General features: G+C 68.3%; 17 protein-coding genes. 12 read left to right on the forward strand and 5 right to left on the reverse strand.

The features are described 5' to 3' along the window. The first annotated feature begins 464 nt into the window (after positions 1-464). A complete protein-coding gene (gene typA / locus ACIPQB_RS01715) occupies positions 465-2300 on the forward strand; it encodes a translational GTPase TypA (RefSeq protein ID WP_446483462.1) in 1836 nt (611 codons plus the stop codon). A 71-nt stretch (positions 2301-2371) separates the two neighbouring features. Here typA and ACIPQB_RS01720 read toward each other — a convergent pair whose 3' ends face one another. After that, positions 2372-2623, reverse strand: coding sequence for a GlsB/YeaQ/YmgE family stress response membrane protein (locus tag ACIPQB_RS01720; RefSeq protein ID WP_446483463.1), 252 nt, complete (start codon positions 2621-2623; stop codon positions 2372-2374). Between the two features lie 138 nt (positions 2624-2761). Here ACIPQB_RS01720 and ACIPQB_RS01725 point away from each other — a divergent pair, with 138 nt between their 5' ends. After that, complete coding sequence (locus ACIPQB_RS01725) at positions 2762-3913, forward strand: aminotransferase (protein ID WP_446483464.1); 1152 nt, start codon at positions 2762-2764, stop codon at positions 3911-3913. Between the two features lie 31 nt (positions 3914-3944). Here ACIPQB_RS01725 and cysS read toward each other — a convergent pair whose 3' ends face one another. Next, positions 3945-5336: a cysteine--tRNA ligase gene (cysS, locus tag ACIPQB_RS01730; RefSeq protein WP_446483465.1), complete on the reverse strand. Its 1392-nt coding sequence runs from the start codon at positions 5334-5336 to the stop codon at positions 3945-3947. Between the two features lie 187 nt (positions 5337-5523). On the opposite strand from cysS, the gene folE reads away from it, so the two are divergent. The 6 genes from folE (at position 5524) to ACIPQB_RS01760 (ending at position 11087) form a co-directional block, all read left to right on the forward strand. Further along, complete coding sequence (gene folE, locus ACIPQB_RS01735) at positions 5524-6165, forward strand: GTP cyclohydrolase I FolE (protein ID WP_446483466.1); 642 nt, start codon at positions 5524-5526, stop codon at positions 6163-6165. Between the two features lie 131 nt (positions 6166-6296). Beyond that, complete coding sequence (locus tag ACIPQB_RS01740; RefSeq protein WP_446483467.1) at positions 6297-8123, forward strand: M14 family metallopeptidase; 1827 nt, start codon at positions 6297-6299, stop codon at positions 8121-8123. A 147-nt stretch (positions 8124-8270) separates the two neighbouring features. After that, complete coding sequence (locus ACIPQB_RS01745; RefSeq protein WP_446483468.1) at positions 8271-8672, forward strand: MAPEG family protein; 402 nt, start codon at positions 8271-8273, stop codon at positions 8670-8672. A gap of 49 nt (positions 8673-8721) precedes the next feature. Next, the gene (locus tag ACIPQB_RS01750; protein ID WP_446483469.1) at positions 8722-10053 is read left to right on the forward strand and encodes a TldD/PmbA family protein; all 1332 of its coding nucleotides are present in this window, start codon (positions 8722-8724) and stop codon (positions 10051-10053) included. Then, positions 10050-10835: a 3'(2'),5'-bisphosphate nucleotidase CysQ gene (locus ACIPQB_RS01755; protein ID WP_446483470.1), complete on the forward strand. Its 786-nt coding sequence runs from the start codon at positions 10050-10052 to the stop codon at positions 10833-10835. The genes ACIPQB_RS01750 and ACIPQB_RS01755 overlap by 4 nt, the downstream gene beginning before the upstream one ends. 24 nt (positions 10836-10859) lie before the next feature. Continuing rightward, positions 10860-11087 carry a DUF4170 domain-containing protein gene (locus ACIPQB_RS01760; RefSeq protein ID WP_446483471.1) on the forward strand — a complete coding sequence of 76 codons (228 nt, stop codon included), beginning with the start codon at positions 10860-10862 and terminating at the stop codon, positions 11085-11087. A gap of 127 nt (positions 11088-11214) precedes the next feature. Here the strand turns inward: ACIPQB_RS01760 and ACIPQB_RS01765 are convergent, their stop codons facing one another. Continuing rightward, on the reverse strand, positions 11215-11880 hold the full coding sequence (locus ACIPQB_RS01765; RefSeq protein ID WP_446483472.1) for a fused DSP-PTPase phosphatase/NAD kinase-like protein: 666 nt from the start codon (positions 11878-11880) through the stop codon (positions 11215-11217). 137 nt (positions 11881-12017) lie between these two features. Here ACIPQB_RS01765 and ACIPQB_RS01770 point away from each other — a divergent pair, with 137 nt between their 5' ends. Genes ACIPQB_RS01770 through tldD form a run of 3 tightly spaced genes read left to right on the forward strand, consistent with a single transcriptional unit; the run spans position 12018 to position 15991 of the window. Next, complete coding sequence (locus ACIPQB_RS01770) at positions 12018-13796, forward strand: ABC transporter ATP-binding protein (protein WP_446483473.1); 1779 nt, start codon at positions 12018-12020, stop codon at positions 13794-13796. Next, on the forward strand, positions 13793-14506 hold the full coding sequence (locus ACIPQB_RS01775) for a lysophospholipid acyltransferase family protein (protein ID WP_446483474.1): 714 nt from the start codon (positions 13793-13795) through the stop codon (positions 14504-14506). Before ACIPQB_RS01770 ends, ACIPQB_RS01775 begins: the two co-directional genes overlap by 4 nt. 54 nt (positions 14507-14560) lie before the next feature. Then, a complete protein-coding gene (tldD, locus tag ACIPQB_RS01780) occupies positions 14561-15991 on the forward strand; it encodes a metalloprotease TldD (protein WP_446483475.1) in 1431 nt (476 codons plus the stop codon). Here the strand turns inward: tldD and ACIPQB_RS01785 are convergent. Both ACIPQB_RS01785 and ACIPQB_RS01790 read right to left on the reverse strand, forming a co-directional pair. Then, positions 15988-16233 (reverse strand): hypothetical protein, encoded by a 246-nt coding sequence (locus ACIPQB_RS01785; RefSeq protein WP_446483476.1) that lies wholly within the window; start codon positions 16231-16233, stop codon positions 15988-15990. The two genes, tldD and ACIPQB_RS01785, sit on opposite strands and share 4 nt — an antisense overlap. A gap of 23 nt (positions 16234-16256) precedes the next feature. After that, entirely contained in the window at positions 16257-16580 is a 324-nt protein-coding gene (locus tag ACIPQB_RS01790) for a hypothetical protein (protein WP_446483477.1), read from the reverse strand. Between the two features lie 148 nt (positions 16581-16728). Between ACIPQB_RS01790 and ACIPQB_RS01795 the strand changes: the two genes are divergently transcribed. Then, complete coding sequence (locus ACIPQB_RS01795; RefSeq protein WP_446483478.1) at positions 16729-18771, forward strand: TonB-dependent receptor plug domain-containing protein; 2043 nt, start codon at positions 16729-16731, stop codon at positions 18769-18771. Positions 18772-18792 lie beyond the last annotated feature (21 nt).

Here is an 18792-nt window from a genome sequence, read left to right on the forward strand (position 1 = left end):
TCCATTCGTCCGCCGGGACACCGACCAAAAAAAAGCCCGGCTCGAAAGCCGGGCAGTTCATTAGGGAGGAAACGCCCAGGAAGGGCAGAGGCGGCAGCGCCGCCTCACAGGTCGTTTATAGGGTGCGGTGCGAAACGGATCAAGCGGAAAGTTCGGCGGCGCTGTCGATTTTTCTACGACCTCCGCCAGAAACCCTTTGTAACACAAGGTATAAAGAACGCCGGTCTTCCAAGCGCGGCCGTTTCGAGCCAATGCTGCACTGCACAATTAGTTGCTGCGGAAACCATCCCGCCCGGCAACTTCCTAAAAACCCTTTATTTAAAGGCTTTGGCGCTGACACCGGTTTCAGAAGCCGCGCCAATCGCAGGGGTGGGCTGGATAAACGCCGCGCAGTCGCGTAAAAGCCGCGCGCCTGACGCCCGTAGCGTCAAACCCGTTCTCTTCCCCGAAAGTCCGCCTTCTCCATGTCCATGCGAAACATCGCCATCATCGCGCACGTCGATCATGGCAAGACCACCCTCGTCGATCAGCTGCTGGCCCAGTCCGGCGTGTTCCGCGCCAACGAAGCCACGACCGAGCGCGCCATGGATTCCAACGACCAGGAACGCGAGCGCGGCATTACGATTCTGGCCAAGTGCACCAGCGTCCTGTGGCATGGTGAAGCGGGCGAAACCCGCATCAACATCATCGACACCCCCGGCCACGCCGACTTCGGCGGTGAGGTCGAGCGGATCCTGGGCATGGTGGACGGCTGCGTCCTGCTGGTCGACGCCGAAGAAGGCGTCATGCCGCAGACCAAGTTCGTGCTGACCAAGGCGCTGAAGATGGGTCTGAAGCCGATCCTCTGCATCAACAAGGTCGACCGCGCCCACGCCGATCCGGACAAGGTCCACAACGCCGCCTTCGACCTGTTCGCAGCCATCGGCGCCACGGACGAACAGCTGGACTTCCCGCACATCTACGCCTCGGGCCGCGCTGGTTGGGCGACGTTGGACATGAACGTGCCCAACGACAATCTGGCCCCACTGTTCGACCTGATCGTCCGCCACGTGCCGGAACCCAAGCAGATCGCCAAGAAGGACGCACCGTTCCAGATGCTGAACGTGCTGATCGAAAGCGATCCGTTCCTGGGCCGCCTGCTGACCGGCCGCATCGAGAGCGGCCGCGCCGTTCCCGGCATGGCCATCCACGCCCTGGACCGCAACGGCAAGGAAATCGAGCGCGGCCGCATCACCAAGGTGCTGGCCTTCCGCGGCCTGAAGCGCTCGCCGGTCGACGAGGGCGCTGAAGCGGGCGACATCGTCGCTATCGCCGGCATGTCCAAGGCCACCGTGGCCGACACCCTGTGCGCCCTGGAAGTCACCGAAGCCCTGCCGGCCCAGCCGATCGACCCGCCGACCATCTCGATGACCGTCTCGGTCAACGACAGCCCGCTGGCCGGCAAGGAAGGCGACAAGGTCCAGAGCCGCGTCATCCGCGACCGCCTGCTGAAGGAAGCCGAATCGAACGTGGCCATCAAGGTCACCGAGTCCAGCGAGGGCGACGCCTATGAAGTGGCCGGCCGCGGCGAACTGCAACTCGGCGTCCTGATCGAGAACATGCGTCGCGAAGGCTTCGAAGTGTCGATCAGCCGTCCGCGCGTGGTGTATCAAACCGACCCGGAAACCGGCAAACGCCTGGAGCCGATGGAAGACGTCATGATCGACGTCGACGACGAGTTCTCCGGCATCGTCATCGAGAAGCTGTCGGCCCGTAAGGCCGAACTGAAGGACATGGGTCCGTCGGGCGCCGGCAAGACCCGCATCTCGCTGGTCGCCCCGTCGCGCTCGCTGATCGGCTACCAGGGCGAGTTCCTGACCGACACCCGCGGTTCGGGCGTGCTGAACCGCGTGTTCAGCCACTACGAGCCGTACAAGGGCGTCCTCGACCAACAGCGCAAGGGCGTGCTGATCTCGAACTCGGATGGTGAAACCGCGGCCTTCGCGCTGTGGAACCTGGAGGATCGCGGCATCATGTTCGTCGGGGCCGGCGAAAAGACCTACCTGGGCATGATCATCGGCGAAAACGCCCGTGGTGATGACATGGACGTCAACCCGATGAAGGCCAAGCAGCTGAACAACATCCGCGCCTCGGGCAAGGATGAAGCCATCCGCCTGACCCCGCCGCGCCGCATGACCCTCGAACAGGCCATCGCCTACATCGAGGAAGACGAACTGGTGGAAGTGACGCCGAAGAACATCCGCCTGCGCAAGCAGGTGCTGAACCCGTCGTTCCGCAAGCGCCGCGTCAGGGAAGAATAGGCTTCACGTTTCAGAAAACAGACAAAGGCCGCCGCCCTCCGGGACGGCGGCCTTTTTCGTTGCGGCGAGCCTCAGACCTGGCGCTTGAACAGGCTCAGGATGAATAGCAGCACCACCGCGCCGATCGTCGAGACGATCAGGCTGCCGATCCAGCCGAAGAAGTGAAAGCCCAGCATGCTGGCCAGGAAGGCTCCGACCAGCGCCCCGACCAGGCCGACGATCAGATTGGTCAGCAGGCCGTGATTGCGCCCCATGATCTGTTCGGCCAGCCAGCCGGCGAAGATGCCGATGATGATCGCGCCGATGAAACCCACGCCGTGCATGTCGCCGTCTCCCAATGGTCAAGGTTGTTAAGGGAAATGCGCGAGGACGCGGTTGGTTGCGCCCGGAGCGATTTGAGGCAAGGCGGGCCCTTCCCCGGCGAGCCCGTGCTAGGCAAGGCTGGAGGAGACCCCCGCGCCATGGTTCATCCGGTCTATGCCGACCTGCCCACCACCGTCTTCGAGGAGATGAGCGGCCTGGCCCGCCAGACCGGGGCGATCAATCTGGGCCAGGGCTTTCCGGACGACGCCGGGCCGATGGCGCTGCGCCGCAAGGCCGGCGAGGCCCTGCTGAGCGGCACGAACCAGTATCCGCCGATGCGCGGCCTGCCGGCCCTGCGCCAGGCCGTCGCCGGCCACTATGGTGGGACCCAGGCTCTGGACCTCGACTGGGAGACCGAGGTCACCGTCACCTCCGGCGCGACCGAGGCCCTGGCGGCGGCTTTCCTGTCGCTGATCTCGCCGGGCGACGAGGTGGTGCTGTTCCAGCCGCTCTACGACGCCTATCTGCCGATGGTGAAACGGGCCGGCGGCGTGCCCCGGCTGGTGCGGCTGACGCCGCCGCACTGGCGGTTCGACCGGGCGATGCTGGAGGCGGCGTTCAGCCCCCGCACGCGGATGGTGGTGCTCAATACGCCGCTCAATCCGGCCGGAACGATCACGCCGGACGAGGACCTGGCCTTGCTGGCGGAATTCTGCGTCCGCCACGACGCCGTCGCGGTCTGCGACGAGGTCTGGGAGGCGGTGGTGTTCGACGGCCGCCGCCATCGGCCGCTGATCGGCTATCCCGGCATGCGCCAACGCACGGTGAAGATCGGCTCGGCCGGCAAGCTTTTCGGAATGACCGGCTGGAAGGTCGGCTTCCTGTGCGCCGCCCCCGCCCTGACCAAGGCCCTGGCCGGGGCCCACCAGTTCCTGACCTTCACCACCCCGCCCAACCTGCAGGAGGCGGTGGCGTTCGGCCTGGCCGAGCCCGGCGACTGGTTCGAGTCCATGCCCGCCGGCCTGCAGCGTTCGCGCGACCGCCTGGCGGCGGCGCTGGGCGCGGTCGGCTTTGCGGTGCTGGACAGCGGCGGCACCTATTTCCTCAATGTCGACCTGAGAGCCTCGGGCGTCGCCGAGGACGACCGGACCTTCGCCCTGCGGGCCGTCCGCGACCACGGCGTGGCCAGCATTCCGGTCTCGGCCTTCTACGCAGAGGATCCCGTGCGCCACATCCTGCGCCTGTGCTTCGCCAAGGCCGACGACACCCTGGACGAGGCCGTGCGCCGGCTAGCGGCGGCGCGGGGCTAGACAGCCGCGCCGCCGCTTTGGCAGACAGCGTTCAGTCCTTCATCCGCCAGGTCGCCCCGGCCGGGCCGTCCATCACCACCACGCCGAGGGCGTCGATCTCGGCGCGGATGGCGTCGGCGGCGGGCCAGTCCTTGGCGGTGCGGGCGGCGATCCGCTTGGCCAGCAGGTCCTCGACCTTGGCCTTCAGGTCGTCGTCGGCGTCGCCCTCGAACCAGGCGTCGGGATCGGCCTGCAGCAGGCCCAGCAGGGCCCCGGCCGCCAACAGGCGCGCCTTGTTGGCCGCCACCGCCGCCTCGTCGCCGGCCGTGACCGCCCGCTCGATGGCGCTGGAGATCTCGAAGAAGCCCGAGATCGCCTGCGGGGTGTTGAGGTCGTCCGACAGGGCGGCGAGTACGTCGACCGGGCCGTCGACGTCGATGGCCGCCTCGACCGTCTTGGCGCGGCGCAGGGCGCCGTAGAGCCGGTCCAGCGCCTTGCGGCTCTGCTCGATCAGCTCCGGCGTCCAGTCCAGCGGCTGGCGGTAATGGGCGCTCAGCAGCGCCCAGCGGACCGCCTCGCCCGGGACCGCCTTCAGCAGCTCGTGCGGAATGATCACATTGCCCAGGCTCTTGGACATCTTCTCGCCGGCCATGTCGAGAAAGCCGTTGTGTAGCCAGTAGTTGGCCAGCACCGGCCGACCGTGAGCGCAGCGGCTCTGGGCCAGCTCGTTCTCGTGGTGCGGGAAGGCCAGGTCGATGCCGCCGCCATGGATGTCGATCGTCTGGCCCAGCTGCTTGTCGATCATCGCCGAGCACTCGATGTGCCAGCCCGGGCGGCCGGGGCCGAAGGGGCCGTCCCAGACCGGCTCGTTCTCCTTCGACGGCTTCCACAGCACGAAGTCGGCCGGGTGGCGCTTGTAGGGCGCGACCTCGACCCGGGCCCCGGCGATCATATCGTCCAGGTCGCGGCCTGACAGCTGGCCGTAGTCGGGGAAGGCCTGGGTGTCGAACAGCACGTGGCCCTCGGCGGCATAGGCCGAGCCGTTGCCGACCAGGGCGCCGATCATGTCGAGGATCGGGCCCATGTGCTCGGTGGCCTTGGGCTCCAGGGTCGGGCGCAGGGCCAGCAGGGCGTCGGCGTCCTGGTGATAGGCCGCCAGGTAGCGATCGGTGATCACCTTGATCGCCACGCCCTCGTCGGCCGCCTTCTTGTTGATCTTGTCGTCGACGTCGGTGACGTTGCGGGCATAGACCACCGCCTCGTCGCCATAGACATGGCGCAGCAGGCGGAACAGCACGTCGAACACCACCACCGGCCGGAAATTGCCGATATGGGCGTAGCCGTAGACGGTCGGACCGCAGACATACATCGTCACCCGGCTCGGATCGGCGGGAACGAAGTCGCGCTTTTCGCGCGCCAAGGTGTCGTAGAGCTTGAGAGCCATGAAAAGACGGTCGCCTGACGTTGCGGAGGGTGTTGCCGGACTTGGAGTGCGTCCCATATAGCTATCTGAGCGCTTTGGAACCACGCCCTTGTCGGGCGCCAAGCGCCTTCGAACGGGTGGCACGCGTAATTCCGGGGCGAACGGCGCTCCGGCGCAACTCAGCCCGTGGAAAGAACCCCTCCTCCTGATGGACGCCCTGACCCGCGAGCGAACCCTGATCGGCCTCGACAGCCCGGCCGATCTTGATCTTGACCACGCCCAGCGCCCCACCCGCGAAGCCGCCCTGCAGGCGGTGCGCACCCTGCTGGCGTGGGCCGGCGACAATCCTGACCGCGAAGGCCTGCTCGACACGCCCCAGCGCGTGGTCGACGCCTATGGCGAATGGTTCGCCGGCTACCAGGGCGACCCGGCCGCGGAACTCTCGCGCACCTTCGAGGACGTGCAGGGCTATGACGACATGGTCATGCTGCGCGGCATCACGGTGCAGAGTCATTGCGAGCACCACATGGCCCCATTCCTCGGTAAGGCCTGGGTGGCCTACATGCCGACCGGCAAGGTGGTGGGCCTGTCGAAGCTGGCGCGCCTGGTCGAGATCTTCGCCAAGCGCCTGCAGACCCAGGAGACCATGACCATGCAGGTGGCCGACGCCATCGAGGACCACCTCTCGGCCGCCGGCGTCGCCGTGCTGATCGACGCCGAGCACCAGTGCATGAGCACCCGCGGCGTCCACCACCACGACGTCTCGACGATCACCACCCAGTTCCGCGGCGTGTTCAAGACCGACAAGGTCCTGCAGCAGCGCTTCATGGATTTGGTGCAGCGGAAATAAGTTGCGAGGCTCTGCGTCCTTCGAGGCCGCTTCGCGACAAGGAAGAGGAACCTCGTGCTGACTTCCTCATCCTGAGGTGCGAGCCTAGGCGAGCCTCGAAGGACGCTAGACGTTTGGGTGGGGCGTAAACGATGTTGAGGACCGGGCTGGCGGCTCTGGCCGTCGCGATGACGGCGGGCATGACCATGGCGCAAACACCAAAGGCTCCCTGGGAGTCCGATATCCTCCCGCCTGTCCTGGCTTGGCATGGGGCCAGCGAAAGGCTGGTCGCCCCGCCGTCGGACCCGTGGATCACGCCGTCGGAACGGACCGGCCTGACCGCCTCGCCCGACTATGCCGAGACCCGCGCCTGGCTGGAAAAGCTCGACGCCGCCTCGCCGCTGATCCGCATGGAAAGCTTCGGCACGTCGCCCGAAGGCCGCGACCTGTTGGTCGTCTACGCCAGCAAGGACGGCGCGAAGCTCGATCCGAGCAAGCCGGTGCTGCTGGTCCAGGCCGGCATCCATCCGGGGGAGATCGACGGCAAGGACGCCGGCATGATGCTGCTGCGTGACATCGCCTTCCACGGAAAGGACGCCCTGCTCGATAAGGTCAATCTGGTGTTCGTGCCGATCTTCAGCGTCGACGGCCACGAGCGCGCGTCGCCCTACAGCCGCCCCAACCAGCGCGGCCCGGCGATCCAGGGCTGGCGGCACACCGCCCAGAACCTCAATCTGAACCGCGACTACGGCAAGCTCGACGCGCCGGAGATGCGGGCGATGATCGGCCTGATCAATCGGGTCAAGCCCGACCTCTACATGGACGTCCATGTCACCGACGGCGAGGACTACCAGTACGACATCACCTATGGCTGGGCCGGCTATCAGGGCGACTTCGCCCGCTCCAAGGCCACCAGCGGTTGGCTGGATCAGACCTACCTGCCGGCCACGGAAGCCGGCCTGAAGGCGGCCGGGCACATTCCCGGCCAGTTGGTCTTCGCGCTCGACGACCGCGATCCTAAGAAGGGCCTGGGCGCCTCGCCGGCGTCGCTGCGCTATTCCAACGGTTATGGCGACGCGGCGCGGATCGCCACGGTGCTGGTCGAGAACCACTCGCTCAAGCCCTACCGCCAGCGGGTGCTGGGAACCTATGTGCTGATCGAGGAGAGCCTGAAGCTGCTGGCCCGGGGCGGCGCCGCCCTGCGGGCCGCCGAGCAGCAGGACCGCGCCGAGCGCCCGGCCGTGGTCAAGGCCAATTTCGGGACCAGTTTCGGCGGCGGCGGCAAGCCGCTGCACACCGTCAGCTTCCTGGGCGTGCAGTACGAGACCTACGACTCGCCCGCCTCGGGCCGCAAAGAGATCCGCTGGCTGGGCAAGCCCGATCCTGAGCCCTGGTTGCTGCCGCTCTACACCAGCGAGCCGGCGCTCGACCTGACGCCGGCCAAGGCCTACTGGATCTCCTCGGCCAAGCCCGACGTGATCGAGCGCCTGCGCATCCACGGCGTGGCGATGGAGACCCTGGCCGCGCCCAGGACCGTGTCGGTCGACATGATCCGCTTCACCGCCCCCAAACTGGCGACCCACGCCAGTGAAGGCCATGTCGAGATCACCGCCGGCCCGGTCACCCACAAGACCCGTACGGTGACCTTCCCGGCCGGTTCGGTCCGCGTGCCGACCGACCAGCCGCTGGGCGAGATGGTCACCCTGCTGCTGGAGCCGGAGAGCGACGAGAGCTTCTTCGCCTGGGGGATGTTTCCCGAGGTGCTGCAGCGGGTGGAATATATCGAGGGCTACGCCATCGCCCCGCTGGCCGAAAAGATGCTGGCCGCCGATCCGGCGCTGAAGGCCGCCTTCGAGGCCAGGCTGGCCGGCGATCCGAAGTTCGCCGCCGATCCGGACGCCCGGCTGGCCTGGTTCTACGAACGCACGCCCTATTACGACGACCACTACCGGCTCTATCCGGTCGGGCGGGAGCTGTAGGGCCGCCTCGCCACCGGCCATCGCCGGGGATGAGCGGATTAGGGGCGTAACGGCTCGCCTCGCGCCTCGGACGAGCCGGCTTGCCAGCGGCGTCGAACGCTGAGCCTTATGCCGCCTCGTTCGATTTCGCTTCACGAGTGACGACCGATGGACACCCTCGCTTCCGGCCACGCCGCCGCCCTGTGGGTGGGGCTGCATGTCTTCCTGTTGCTGACCCTGTCGCTGCTGACCGTGCGCCTGCGGCAGAAGCACAAGATCGCCATGGGCGACGAAGGCATTCCGGAACTGGCCCGCGCTATTCGCGCCTTCGGCAACGCCAGCGAATACATCCCGGTCGGCCTGGCGGCGATTATCGTCCTGGCCCTGGTCGGCGCCCCGCCCCTGGCCATCCACGTGGTCGGCCTGACCCTGTTCGCCGGCCGGCTGATCCATGCCGTGGGCCTGTCCAACAGCGGCGGCGCCTCGATCCCCCGGGCCATCGGCATGATCTGCACCTGGGTGGCCTATGTGTTCGGCGGCGTGGCGCTGCTGTTCTACGCGATCGGATAGGGCCGCGGGGCGCCTTGCCCCCGCCCCGCCCCCTCGTCCATAAGACCGCATGGACGAAAACCTGTTGCATGACATGCTCGCCGCCGCGCGCAAGGCCGGCGCCGACGCCGCCGAGGCTGTGTTCGCGCAGCGCCAATCCCTCTCCGTCGGCGTCCGGCTGGGCGAACTGGAGGAGGTCGAGCGCGAGGAGTCCCGCGACGTCGGCCTGCGGGTCTTCGTCGGCAAACAAAGCGCCACGGTGTCGGGCTCGGACATTTCGGCCGAGGGTCGGGCCAAGCTGATCGACCGGGCCGTGGCCATGGCCCGCCTGACCCCCGAGGACCCCTACGCCGCCCTCGCGCCCGCCGCGCGCCTGGCCCGCGCGCCGTTTCGCGACCTCGACCTGTTCGACCCGACCGAGCCGTCGGCCGAGACCCTGGAGGCCCAGGCCCGCGCGGCCGAGGCCGCTGCCCGCGCCGTCGAGGGCGTGACCAATTCCGACGGCGGCTCGTCGTCCTGGAGCGCCTCGACCTGGCGGCTCGTCACCAGCGAAGGCTTTTGCGGCCTGCACCAGGCCAGCGGCTTCGGCGTCTCGGCCTCGGCCATCGCCGGCGAGGGCGCGGGCATGGAGCGGGCCGGCGAGGGCCGCTCGGTCCGGCACGCCGCCGACCTGCCGACGCCGGAGAGCCTGGGGGCGACCGCCGGCCGCCTGGCCGTCGCCAAGCTGAACCCGCGCAAGATCGCCTCGACCACCGCCCCGGTGATCTTCGAGAACCGCCTGGCCATGTCGCTGATCAGCCCGCTGATCGGCGCGATCTCGGGCCCGTCGATCGCCCGCGGCACCTCGTTCCTGAAGGATCGGCTGGGCCAGGCGATCTTCGCCAAGGGCGTGACCCTGCTGGACGACCCGTTCCGGATCCGCGGCTTGGGCTCGGCCCCGTTCGACGACGAGGGCGTGGCCTGTCAGGCCCGGGCCCTGATCGACGACGGCGTGCTGACCACCTGGCTGATGAACATCAGCTCGGCCAGGCAGCTGGGCCTGGAAAGCACCGGCCACGCCTCGCGCGGCCTGGCCGGCCCGTCGGGCGTCTCGACCCATAATCTGACCCTGCAGCCGGGCGAGCGCGACCTGGCCGGGCTGATGGCCGACGCCGGGACCGGGCTGCTGGTGACCTCGATGTTCGGCCCGTCGCTGAACGGCAACACCGGCGACTGGTCGGTGGGCTGCTCGGGCTTCTGGTTCGAGAACGGCGTCTCGACCGGTCCGGTCACCGAGATCACCGTGGCCGGCAACCTGATCGACATCTACGCCCGCCTGATCCCCGGATCGGATCTTGAGATCCGCGGGGCCAGCAACAGCCCGTCCCTGCTGGTCGACGCCCTGGCCATCGCCGGCAAATGACCGACCTGGAGCTGATCCTCGAGGCCGCCCGCGAGGCCGGGGCCCTGGCGGTTTCGGCCCGCGACAAGGGCCTGAAGATCTGGTCCAAGGACGGCGGCTCGCCGGTCACCGACGCCGACCTCGCCGTCGACGCCCTGCTCAAGACCCGGCTGCGCCAGGCCCGGCCCGACTATGGCTGGCTGTCGGAGGAGACGGTCGACGATCCTGCCCGCCTGGACACCGCCCGCCAGTTCCTGGTCGACCCGATCGACGGCACGGCGGCCTATCTGAAGGGCAAGCCGTGGTTCGCGGTGTCGATCGCCGTGGTCGAGGCCGGCCGGCCGGTCGCCGGCGTGGTCCTGGCCCCGGCCCTGGACGAGACCTACGCCGCCCGGGCCGGCGGCGGGGCCACCCTGAACGGCGTCCCGATCGCGCCCAGCGCCGCCGTCCACCTGGAAGGCGCGGCCATGCTCGGCGACGCCAAGATGTTCGCCCATCCCGCCTGGCCCGCGCCCTGGCCGCCGATGCGGGTCGAGAGCCGCAACTCGATCGCCTACCGCCTTTGCCTCGTGGCTGCGGGGACCTTCGACGCCGCCATCGCCATGTCGCCGAAGAACGAGTGGGACCTGGCCGCCGCCGACCTGATCTGCGCCGAGGCCGGCGCCGCTCTGACCGATCACCTCGGCCGCGGCTTCGCCTATAACGAGGCGATTCCGCTGCTCCCGAGCCTGGTTTGCGCCAATCGCGCGCTTCACCCGTTGATCCTGTCACGTGTCGGGCATATCGACCTGCCACAACGATAACTTCCGCGCAGGATCTTCCAACCCATGCCCGACAAGCAGCTTCTTCATCTCGTGATCGGCGGCGAACTGAAGAACGTTTCCGACATCGAATTCCGCGACCTGTCCAAGGTCGAGTTCGTCGGGGCCTACGCCAGCTACGCCGAGGCCCACGCCGCCTGGAAGGCCAAGGCCCAGGCCACCGTCGACAACGCCCACGCCCGCTACTTCATCATCCACGCCCACAGGCTGCTGGATCCGAGTTTGGAAGCCTGAACCGGAAGCCCTTTCCTCTTCGAAAGAGGAGGGTCGGTTGGGGATGACTGGGGTCTTGCCCGCGGAACCGCCGCGTCACCCCCATCCCCGACCCTTCCCCCATCAAGGGGGAAGGGAGATTCTGAAACTACTCCCGCCGCAAGATTCCCTCGGTGACGATCCCGCCGATCATCCCCGCTCGGAAGTCGGCCTTCATCGCCACCGGGTCGTAGTCGGGCCCCTCCACCCACTGGGTGAAGGTCAGGCCCTTGGGGGCGGCGTCGGCCAGGTAGCGGTCGAACACATAGTCCAGCACGCCGGTCTTGCCCTGCTTGATGTGCAGGTACTTGAACGACAGCTGCTCCTGGGCTTGGGCGATCGGCAAGCCCAGGCGGTAGTGGGCGTAGAGCACGCTCATGATCCCGGCCCGGTCCGCGCCGGACTTGCAGTGCATCAGGGCGGGATACTCGATCGACTCGAACAGGTCGCGGGCGCCCAGCACCCGTTCCTTGATCGGCACCTCGCGCGAGGTGATCACGAAGTCGACCATCTTCAGGCCCAGCCGCTCGCAGGCGTCCTTCTCCAGGGCGTAGAAGCTGCCGTCGAAACCGCCGCGCAGGTTGATGACGGTCTTGATCCCGCGCCGCTTCCATTCCGCCAGTTGGTGCGGCCACGGCTGATTGGTGCGCACCAATTCGGGGCTGACCCAGTGGTCGTTCTTGAAGCCCAGGCGCAGATAGGCGTGGTCGTTCCACAGATAGTGGAGATAGGTGCGAAACCGCCCCCAGCGGGTGGTCAGGTCGTAGCCGGGCAACGGACGTTCCTTCGATGACGAGGCCTAAGTAGGCGCCACAGCCCTGTAATGCAAAAGCCACAGCGCCGCACCCCCGCCGCATTGCTGGGCCACAGCGCCGCTTGACACCTCCCGCGCGAAATCCGACCCCTGCCCCCATGACCAGCCCCGCCGCGCCGCCAGCCACCAACCGCGACCTCGCCGCGCGGATCTGGCGCGAGTACCTCAAACCCCGCTGGAAGGGGCTGACGGCGGCCCTGCTGGGCGCCACGATCGTCGCCGCCCTGACCGGAGCGCTGATCTACATTCTCCAGATCGCCGTCGACGACCTGATCACCCACCACAAACCGGGAGCGATGGTGTGGATCCCGTCGCTGATCGTCGCCATGGCCCTGGCGCGCGGCCTGTTTCAGGTGGTCCAGGCCACGGCCATCAACCGCATCGGCAACGGCATCGTTGGGGACATCCAGGTGCGCCTGTTCGGCAAGCTGGTGCGCTCGGATCTGGCCCGGCTGCGCGGGGCCCATTCCGGCTCCTACGTCTCGTCGGTGCTCTACGACGCCACCCTGGTCCGCGAGGCGGCGACCAGCGGCGTGGTCAACTACACCCGCGAATTCCTGACCGTGATCGCCCAGCTGGTCGTCATGTACCGCCTCGATCCGATCCTGGCGACCGGCGTGCTGGTGATCGGCCCCGTGGCCAGCCTGGCCATGCGGCGGTTCTCGAAAAAGACCGTCAAGGCGGCCAAGGGCGCCATGGGCGAGACCTCCAACCTCTCGACCGCGATCATGGAGAGCCTGGACGGCATCAAGATCGTCAAGATGGAGAACCGCGAGGCTTATGAGGAAGGCCGCGTGGCCGCCGTCGTCGATCGCCGCCAGCGCCACCTGATCAAGGGCTCCAACGCCAAGGCCATGGCCGCCCCGGCCACCGAGACGTTCGGGACGCTGATCATCGCCCTGGTCATCGTCTATGCCGGCTGGCGGGCGAGCACGGGCGGCATGACCGCCGGCATGTTCACCGGCTTCGTGGCGGCCCTGGGCGCGGCCCTGCAGTCGCTGCGCCAAGTCGCCAACCTGCAGACGGTGTTCAGCGAGGGCTTCACCGCCGCCCGCCGACTGTTCCAACAGCTGGACGTCGAGCCGGCCATCGTCGATCCCGCCGACGCCAAGGTCCTGCCCCCCGGCGAAGCGACCATCGTCTTCGACCAGGTCAGCTTCGCCTATGGCGACAACGCCCCGGCGCTGCACGACGTCTCGATCCAGGCCCGGCGCGGCGAGACCGTCGCCCTCGTCGGCCCGTCGGGCGGCGGCAAGAGCTCGCTGCTGAACCTGATCCCGCGCTTCTACGACGTCACCGCCGGGGCGGTGACCATCGACGGCCATGACGTGCGCAGCGTGACCCTGGCCTCCCTGCGCGACCGCATCGCCCTGGTCACCCAGGAGCCGTTCCTGTTCGACGACACCATCCGCGCCAACATCGCCTATGCCCGGCCCAGCGCCGCCGAGGACGAGATCGAGGCCGCGGCGCGCCAGGCGGCGGCCCACGAGTTCATCTCCGACCTGCCGCTGGGCTACGACACCCAGGTCGGCGAGGCCGGGACGCGGCTGTCGGGCGGCCAGCGCCAGCGCATCGCCATCGCCCGCGCCTTCCTGAAGGACGCCCCGATCCTGCTGCTGGACGAGGCGACCAGCGCCCTCGACACTGAAAGCGAGGCCCAGGTGCAGGCGGCGCTGGAGCGGCTGATGGCCGGCCGCACCACCATCGTCATCGCCCACCGCCTGTCGACCGTGAAGGACGCCGACCGCATCTATGTGATCGACCGGGGCCGGGTGGTCGAGACCGGGACCCATGCCGAGCTGGTGCGCCACAAGGGTCTCTACGCCCGTCTGGCCAAGGCCCAGGACCTGGACCACCTGCCGGAGGCCGCGGTTTGAGACCGCTGCGCTGGCCGCTGGTGATCCAGATCGTCTCGTCGATCTTCGCCGGCTATTCCAAGCTGGTGTTCCGCACCCTGCGCCTGACCCGTGAGGGCCAGGAACACGCCGAGGCGGTCTGGGCTCAGGGCCGCGAGACCGGCGCGGGGGCGATCCTGTGCTTCTGGCATGCGCGCATCCCGATGTCGCCGCTGACCTGGCCGCAGAGCCCCGAGCGTCAGGACATGCGGGCCCTGATCTCGCGCTCGGCCGACGGCGAGTTCATCGCCCAGACCGTCGAGAAGCTGGGCTTCCCGGCCATCCGCGGCTCGTCGACCAAGAAGACCGACCCGGCCAAGAACAAGCACGGCGAGCAGGCCTTCCGCGACATGATCAAGTGGGTCAAGGACGGCGGCGGGATCGCCATCACCCCCGACGGCCCGCGCGGCCCGGCCGAGCGCATGGAGAAGGGCGCCCCGTCCCTGGCCCGGGCGACCGGGGCGCCGGTGATCTTCGTCGGCCTGGCCGCCAAGCCCTGCATCCGCCTGGGCTCGTGGGACCGCACCGTCATCCCCCTGCCGTTCGCCAGGGCCGCCATGGTCTGGAGCGCGCCGACCGCCGCCGGCCGCGGCGACGACCCCGACGCCCTGGTCGAGACCTGGGCCGCCCAGCTGTCGGCCGTGACCCGCCGGGCCGAGGTGCTGGTCGGGGCCGAACCGGACATCGCCTAAGCGAATCGTCGCTGGGGTGGTGACGGAGGCGGACGAAACGCTTACCTGTAGGCCATGACCGCTCCCATGACCGCCCCGTCCCTGCTGGCCGCCGCCGGCGTCGATCCCGAACGCGCTCGCGCCCTGCTCGGCGAGGCCCTCGCCGGGGCCGACGACGGTGAACTGTTCGTCGAACGCTCCGAGAGCGAGGCCTTCGTGTTCGACGACGGCCGCCTGAAGAGCGCCTCCTACGATTCCGGCGAGGGCTTCGGCCTGCGGGTGGTGGCCGGCGAGACCGCCGGCTACGCCCATTCGGCCGAGATCTCCGAGGCCGCCATCGGCCGGGCCGCCGATTCGGCCAAGCTGGCCCGCCGCGGCTATGACGGGGTCAGCGCCGAGGCCCCGCGGGCCACCAACGAGCGGCTCTACGGCGAGGACGACCCGGTCTCCTCCCCCGCCTTCTCCGACAAGGTCGCCCTGCTGCAGGAGATCGACGCCTTCGCCCGGGCCCGCGATCCGCGCGTCGTCCAGGTGATGGCTTCGATGGCCGGCGAGCGCCGGGTGGTCGAGATCCTGCGGGCCGACGGCCGGCTGCTGCGCGACGTGCGGCCGCTGGTGCGGGTCAATGTCCAGGTCACGGTCGAGAAGGACGGCCGCCGCGAGGCCGGCTCCTCGGGGGCCGGCGGCCGCGCCGGCTTCGCCGCCTGGATCAGTCCGGACAAGTGGCGGGAGCAGGTCGACGAGGCCCTGCGCATGGCCCTGGTCAATCTCGACGCCGTCGCCTGCCCGGCCGGCGAGATGGACGTGGTGCTCGGCCCCGGCTGGAACGGCGTGCTGCTGCACGAGGCGGTCGGCCACGGCCTGGAGGGCGACTTCAACCGCAAGGGCATCAGCGCCTTCTCCGGCCGCATCGGCGAGCGGGTGGCGGCCAAGGGCGTCACGGTTTTCGACGACGGAGCCATCCCCGGCCGCCGCGGCTCGCTGACCATCGACGACGAGGGCACCCCGACCGAGCGCACGATCCTGATCGAGGACGGCATACTGGTCGGCTACATGCACGACCGGATGAGCGCCCGGCTGATGGGCATGGCGCCGACCGGCAACGGCCGCCGCCAGTCCTACGCCCACATCCCCATGCCGCGCATGACCAACACCGGCATGCTGGCCGGCAATGACGACCCGGCCGAGATGATCGCCTCGATGAAGCGCGGCCTCTACTGCGCCAACTTCGGCGGCGGCCAGGTCGACATCACCAACGGCAAGTTCGTCTTCCAGTGCACCGAGGCCTATCTGGTCGAGGACGGCAAGATCACCGCCCCGGTCAAGGGCGCCACCCTGATCGGCGACGGCCCCTCCGCCCTGACGAAGGTGACGATGATCGGCAACGACTTCGACTTCGACCCCGGCATCGGCGTCTGCGGCAAGTCCGGCCAGGGCGTGCCGGTGGGCGTGGGCCAACCGTCGCTGAAGATCACGGGGCTGACGGTGGGCGGGACGGCGGTTTAGGCGCCTTCAGTTTGGCCGCGCGCCCGACCGATCAAGCGCAAGTTCGGTTCTGGTTCAACGTAGTGAACCAGACCGAATTCTGGGAAGTCGATGATCACCCCTCGCCCCAGATATCCCCAGTCGCTTTCGGGGAACGCTTCGCTGTAGCCCTCGCCGTCGATCGAGCAGACCACCAGCCCGGGGGCCTCACCGAGCGACACCTGATCTCCGATGCGGACGGACTGCCCGTCTGGATAATTCATAGCTCCTCACCGAGGCTCCGCTTTCAGGTGGCCGATCGGTGGCGTGCAGTCGCCTTGGACGTAACCGCCAGGTACCCTTCGACGAGATAGAAATACGATGTTCCCGGCCCGTCAGCGATTCTGGCTTGGCCGACGTGCCCCGCAAAAGCATTCTGTGCCAGTTCGGTCAAATCAGCCGCGACGTTCACGGCGGTCACCTCCGAAAATTCGATTTCCACCGCCACGCGTTCGGACGCCTCGGGATGCGGATACGACAGCAGGCGGATTGAGACGCTCCCGCTGGCGATGTCGATCTCCAGACCCTGAAGAAGCGCGTCGTGATGATCGTTCCAGGCGTCGAATGTCACGTCGCTCTCCTATTGCCGTTGTCGCCCCGGATTCCAAACTTATCGGCGAAAACATTTCACAAATGTAATCCACCTTTCGGTTTTGTAACTGTTTCCGGAGCGGACGGAGCTCCACCTTCGCGGCCAACCGGCTTTGGGGGAAACGCGTATGAGTCTTGGTCCCGTCATCCTCGCCCTGGGCCTGGCCTCGTCCGGCGCCCAGGAACCGGCGCCCCCGCCCTCCGAAACCCCGGCGATCGCCGCCACCGCCGAGCGTGGCGTCACCGTCTATCCGCCCAGCTTCTTCGAGGCCCAGCGACCCAGCACCGCCCTGGACATGGTCACCCGCCTGCCGGGTTTTCGCCTGGACGGCGGCGACACCGCCCGCGGCTTCGCCGGCACGGCCGGCAATGTGCTGGTCAATGGCGAGCGTCCGACCACCAAGAGCGAGAACCTCCGGGACATCCTCACCCGTATCTCGGCCTCGGCCGTCGAGCGCGTGGAGCTGATCCGCGGCGGAGCTCCCGGAATCGACATGCAGGGCCAGACGATCCTGGCCAATGTCGTGATCAAGTCGACCGTGCAGGTCGAGAAGGTCGCCAACATCCAGACCTATCTCTATCCGGACGGCCTGTTCGGCCCGCTGCTGGAGTTCCAGGCTTCGCGCCGCGACGGCGTCAACGAGATCGAGGGCTCGCTGAAGGCCACCGTCGACCGCACCGACCAGACCTTCGATGGCGGCGCGCGGGTGACCAGCTTCCCCGACGGCCGCCCGACGATCCGCGAGGCCGTCAAGGGCTACGACCAGATCCAGAACTATGCGGCGCGCGGCGCGATCCAGCGCGCGGCGCCGGGCGGCAAGGTCCGGGTCAACGGCAAGGTCGAGTACTTCTCGTACGATCGCGACGTCGTCTACACTCGGTACCAGCCGGGCCCAGGCCGCCAGGACAGCGGCGAGACCGAGAAGGAATGGACCGGCGAGTTCGGGGCCCGCTACGACGCCAAGCTCGGCCCGCGCACCGACCTGCAGCTGGTGTTCCTGCAGAACCTTGGCGACGAGACCTATGGCTCGACCTTCTTCGCGCCGGGACGCACCGAGATCTATCGCGAGCGCGACAAGACCGCCGAGAGCATCCTGCGGGGCGAGGTCAAGCAGCGCCGCTCGCAGGCGCTGTCGCTGGAGGGCAGCCTGGAGGGCGCCTACAACGTCCTGGACGGCGACATCCGCTACGACGTCAACGGCGCCCCGGTCGACATCGGTCCGCCGCAGGTGAAGGTCGAGGAGCTGCGCGGCGAGGCGGCCGGCAAGGCCGTCTGGCGGGCCAGTCCCAGGCTGGTGATCGAGGCGGGCGCGCGGATGGAGATCTCGCGCATCACCCAGACCGGCGGCGTCGATCTGGAGCGCAGCTTCTTCTACCCCAAGCCGCGAGTGCTGGCGACCTGGAGCCCCAACAGCGTCGACCAGCTGCGCGTACGAGTCGAGCGCGAGGTCGGACAGCTGGACTTCGGCGACTTCATCGCCTCGGCCGACCTGACGGCCGGCAGCCAGGACGGCGCGGACGCCAATCTGGAGCCCCAGCGCTCGTGGGTCGGCGAAGTCGCCTGGGAGCGGCGGTTCTGGGGCGCAGGCTCGATCTCGACGACCCTGACCCATGCGGAGATTTCCGACGCCGTCGACTACAAGCCCCTGGTCGGCGGCGGCGATGCGCCGAGCAACATCGGCTCGGGCCGGTCCGACCAGTTCGTGATCCTGATGACCTTGCCGACCCAGAAGCTGGGGATTTCCGGCGGCCAGGTGAAGGCCCGCTTCAGCTGGTTCGACAGCGAGGTCACCGACCCGGTCACCTTCGACAAGCGCCGCATCACCAACGCCACGCCCTTCGTCTGCAACCTCAGCTTCACGCGCGACATGCCCAGCGGCAAATGGAGCTGGGGCGCGTCAACCAACTGCCCGAACGAGTACAGCCGCTTCCGCCTCGGCGAAGTCCGCACCCAACGCTTCGAGCAATATTTCGAGGGCTTCGTCGAGTGGAAGCCCAGCGCCGACTTGACGGTGCGCACCACCCTCTCCAACTGGACCTCGCGCAATGTCACGCGCGAGCGGGTTATCTATCGCGGCTCGCGGGCCGACAATATCGTCGATCGGGTCGAGTACCGTTCGCTGCCGTTCGAGCCCTACCTGTTCATCCAGGTCCGCAAGCGGCTGGGGTGAGACTGTGCGTCCTTCGAGGCC

Source organism: Caulobacter sp. LARHSG274 (assembly GCF_052871235.1).

Excerpts from the sequence above, each read along its gene's own strand:
- typA (WP_446483462.1), top strand. The coding sequence starts at position 465 with ATGTCCATGCGAAACATCGCCATCATCGCGCACGTCGATCATGGCAAG.
- ACIPQB_RS01720 (WP_446483463.1), bottom strand. The coding sequence starts at position 2,623 with ATGCACGGCGTGGGTTTCATCGGCGCGATCATCATCGGCATCTTCGCC.
- ACIPQB_RS01725 (WP_446483464.1), top strand. The coding sequence starts at position 2,762 with ATGGTTCATCCGGTCTATGCCGACCTGCCCACCACCGTCTTCGAGGAG.
- cysS (WP_446483465.1), bottom strand. The coding sequence starts at position 5,336 with ATGGCTCTCAAGCTCTACGACACCTTGGCGCGCGAAAAGCGCGACTTC.
- folE (WP_446483466.1), top strand. The coding sequence starts at position 5,524 with ATGGACGCCCTGACCCGCGAGCGAACCCTGATCGGCCTCGACAGCCCG.
- ACIPQB_RS01740 (WP_446483467.1), top strand. The coding sequence starts at position 6,297 with ATGTTGAGGACCGGGCTGGCGGCTCTGGCCGTCGCGATGACGGCGGGC.
- ACIPQB_RS01745 (WP_446483468.1), top strand. The coding sequence starts at position 8,271 with ATGGACACCCTCGCTTCCGGCCACGCCGCCGCCCTGTGGGTGGGGCTG.
- ACIPQB_RS01750 (WP_446483469.1), top strand. The coding sequence starts at position 8,722 with ATGGACGAAAACCTGTTGCATGACATGCTCGCCGCCGCGCGCAAGGCC.
- ACIPQB_RS01755 (WP_446483470.1), top strand. The coding sequence starts at position 10,050 with ATGACCGACCTGGAGCTGATCCTCGAGGCCGCCCGCGAGGCCGGGGCC.
- ACIPQB_RS01760 (WP_446483471.1), top strand. The coding sequence starts at position 10,860 with ATGCCCGACAAGCAGCTTCTTCATCTCGTGATCGGCGGCGAACTGAAG.
- ACIPQB_RS01770 (WP_446483473.1), top strand. The coding sequence starts at position 12,018 with ATGACCAGCCCCGCCGCGCCGCCAGCCACCAACCGCGACCTCGCCGCG.
- tldD (WP_446483475.1), top strand. The coding sequence starts at position 14,561 with ATGACCGCTCCCATGACCGCCCCGTCCCTGCTGGCCGCCGCCGGCGTC.
- ACIPQB_RS01785 (WP_446483476.1), bottom strand. The coding sequence starts at position 16,233 with ATGAATTATCCAGACGGGCAGTCCGTCCGCATCGGAGATCAGGTGTCG.
- ACIPQB_RS01795 (WP_446483478.1), top strand. The coding sequence starts at position 16,729 with ATGAGTCTTGGTCCCGTCATCCTCGCCCTGGGCCTGGCCTCGTCCGGC.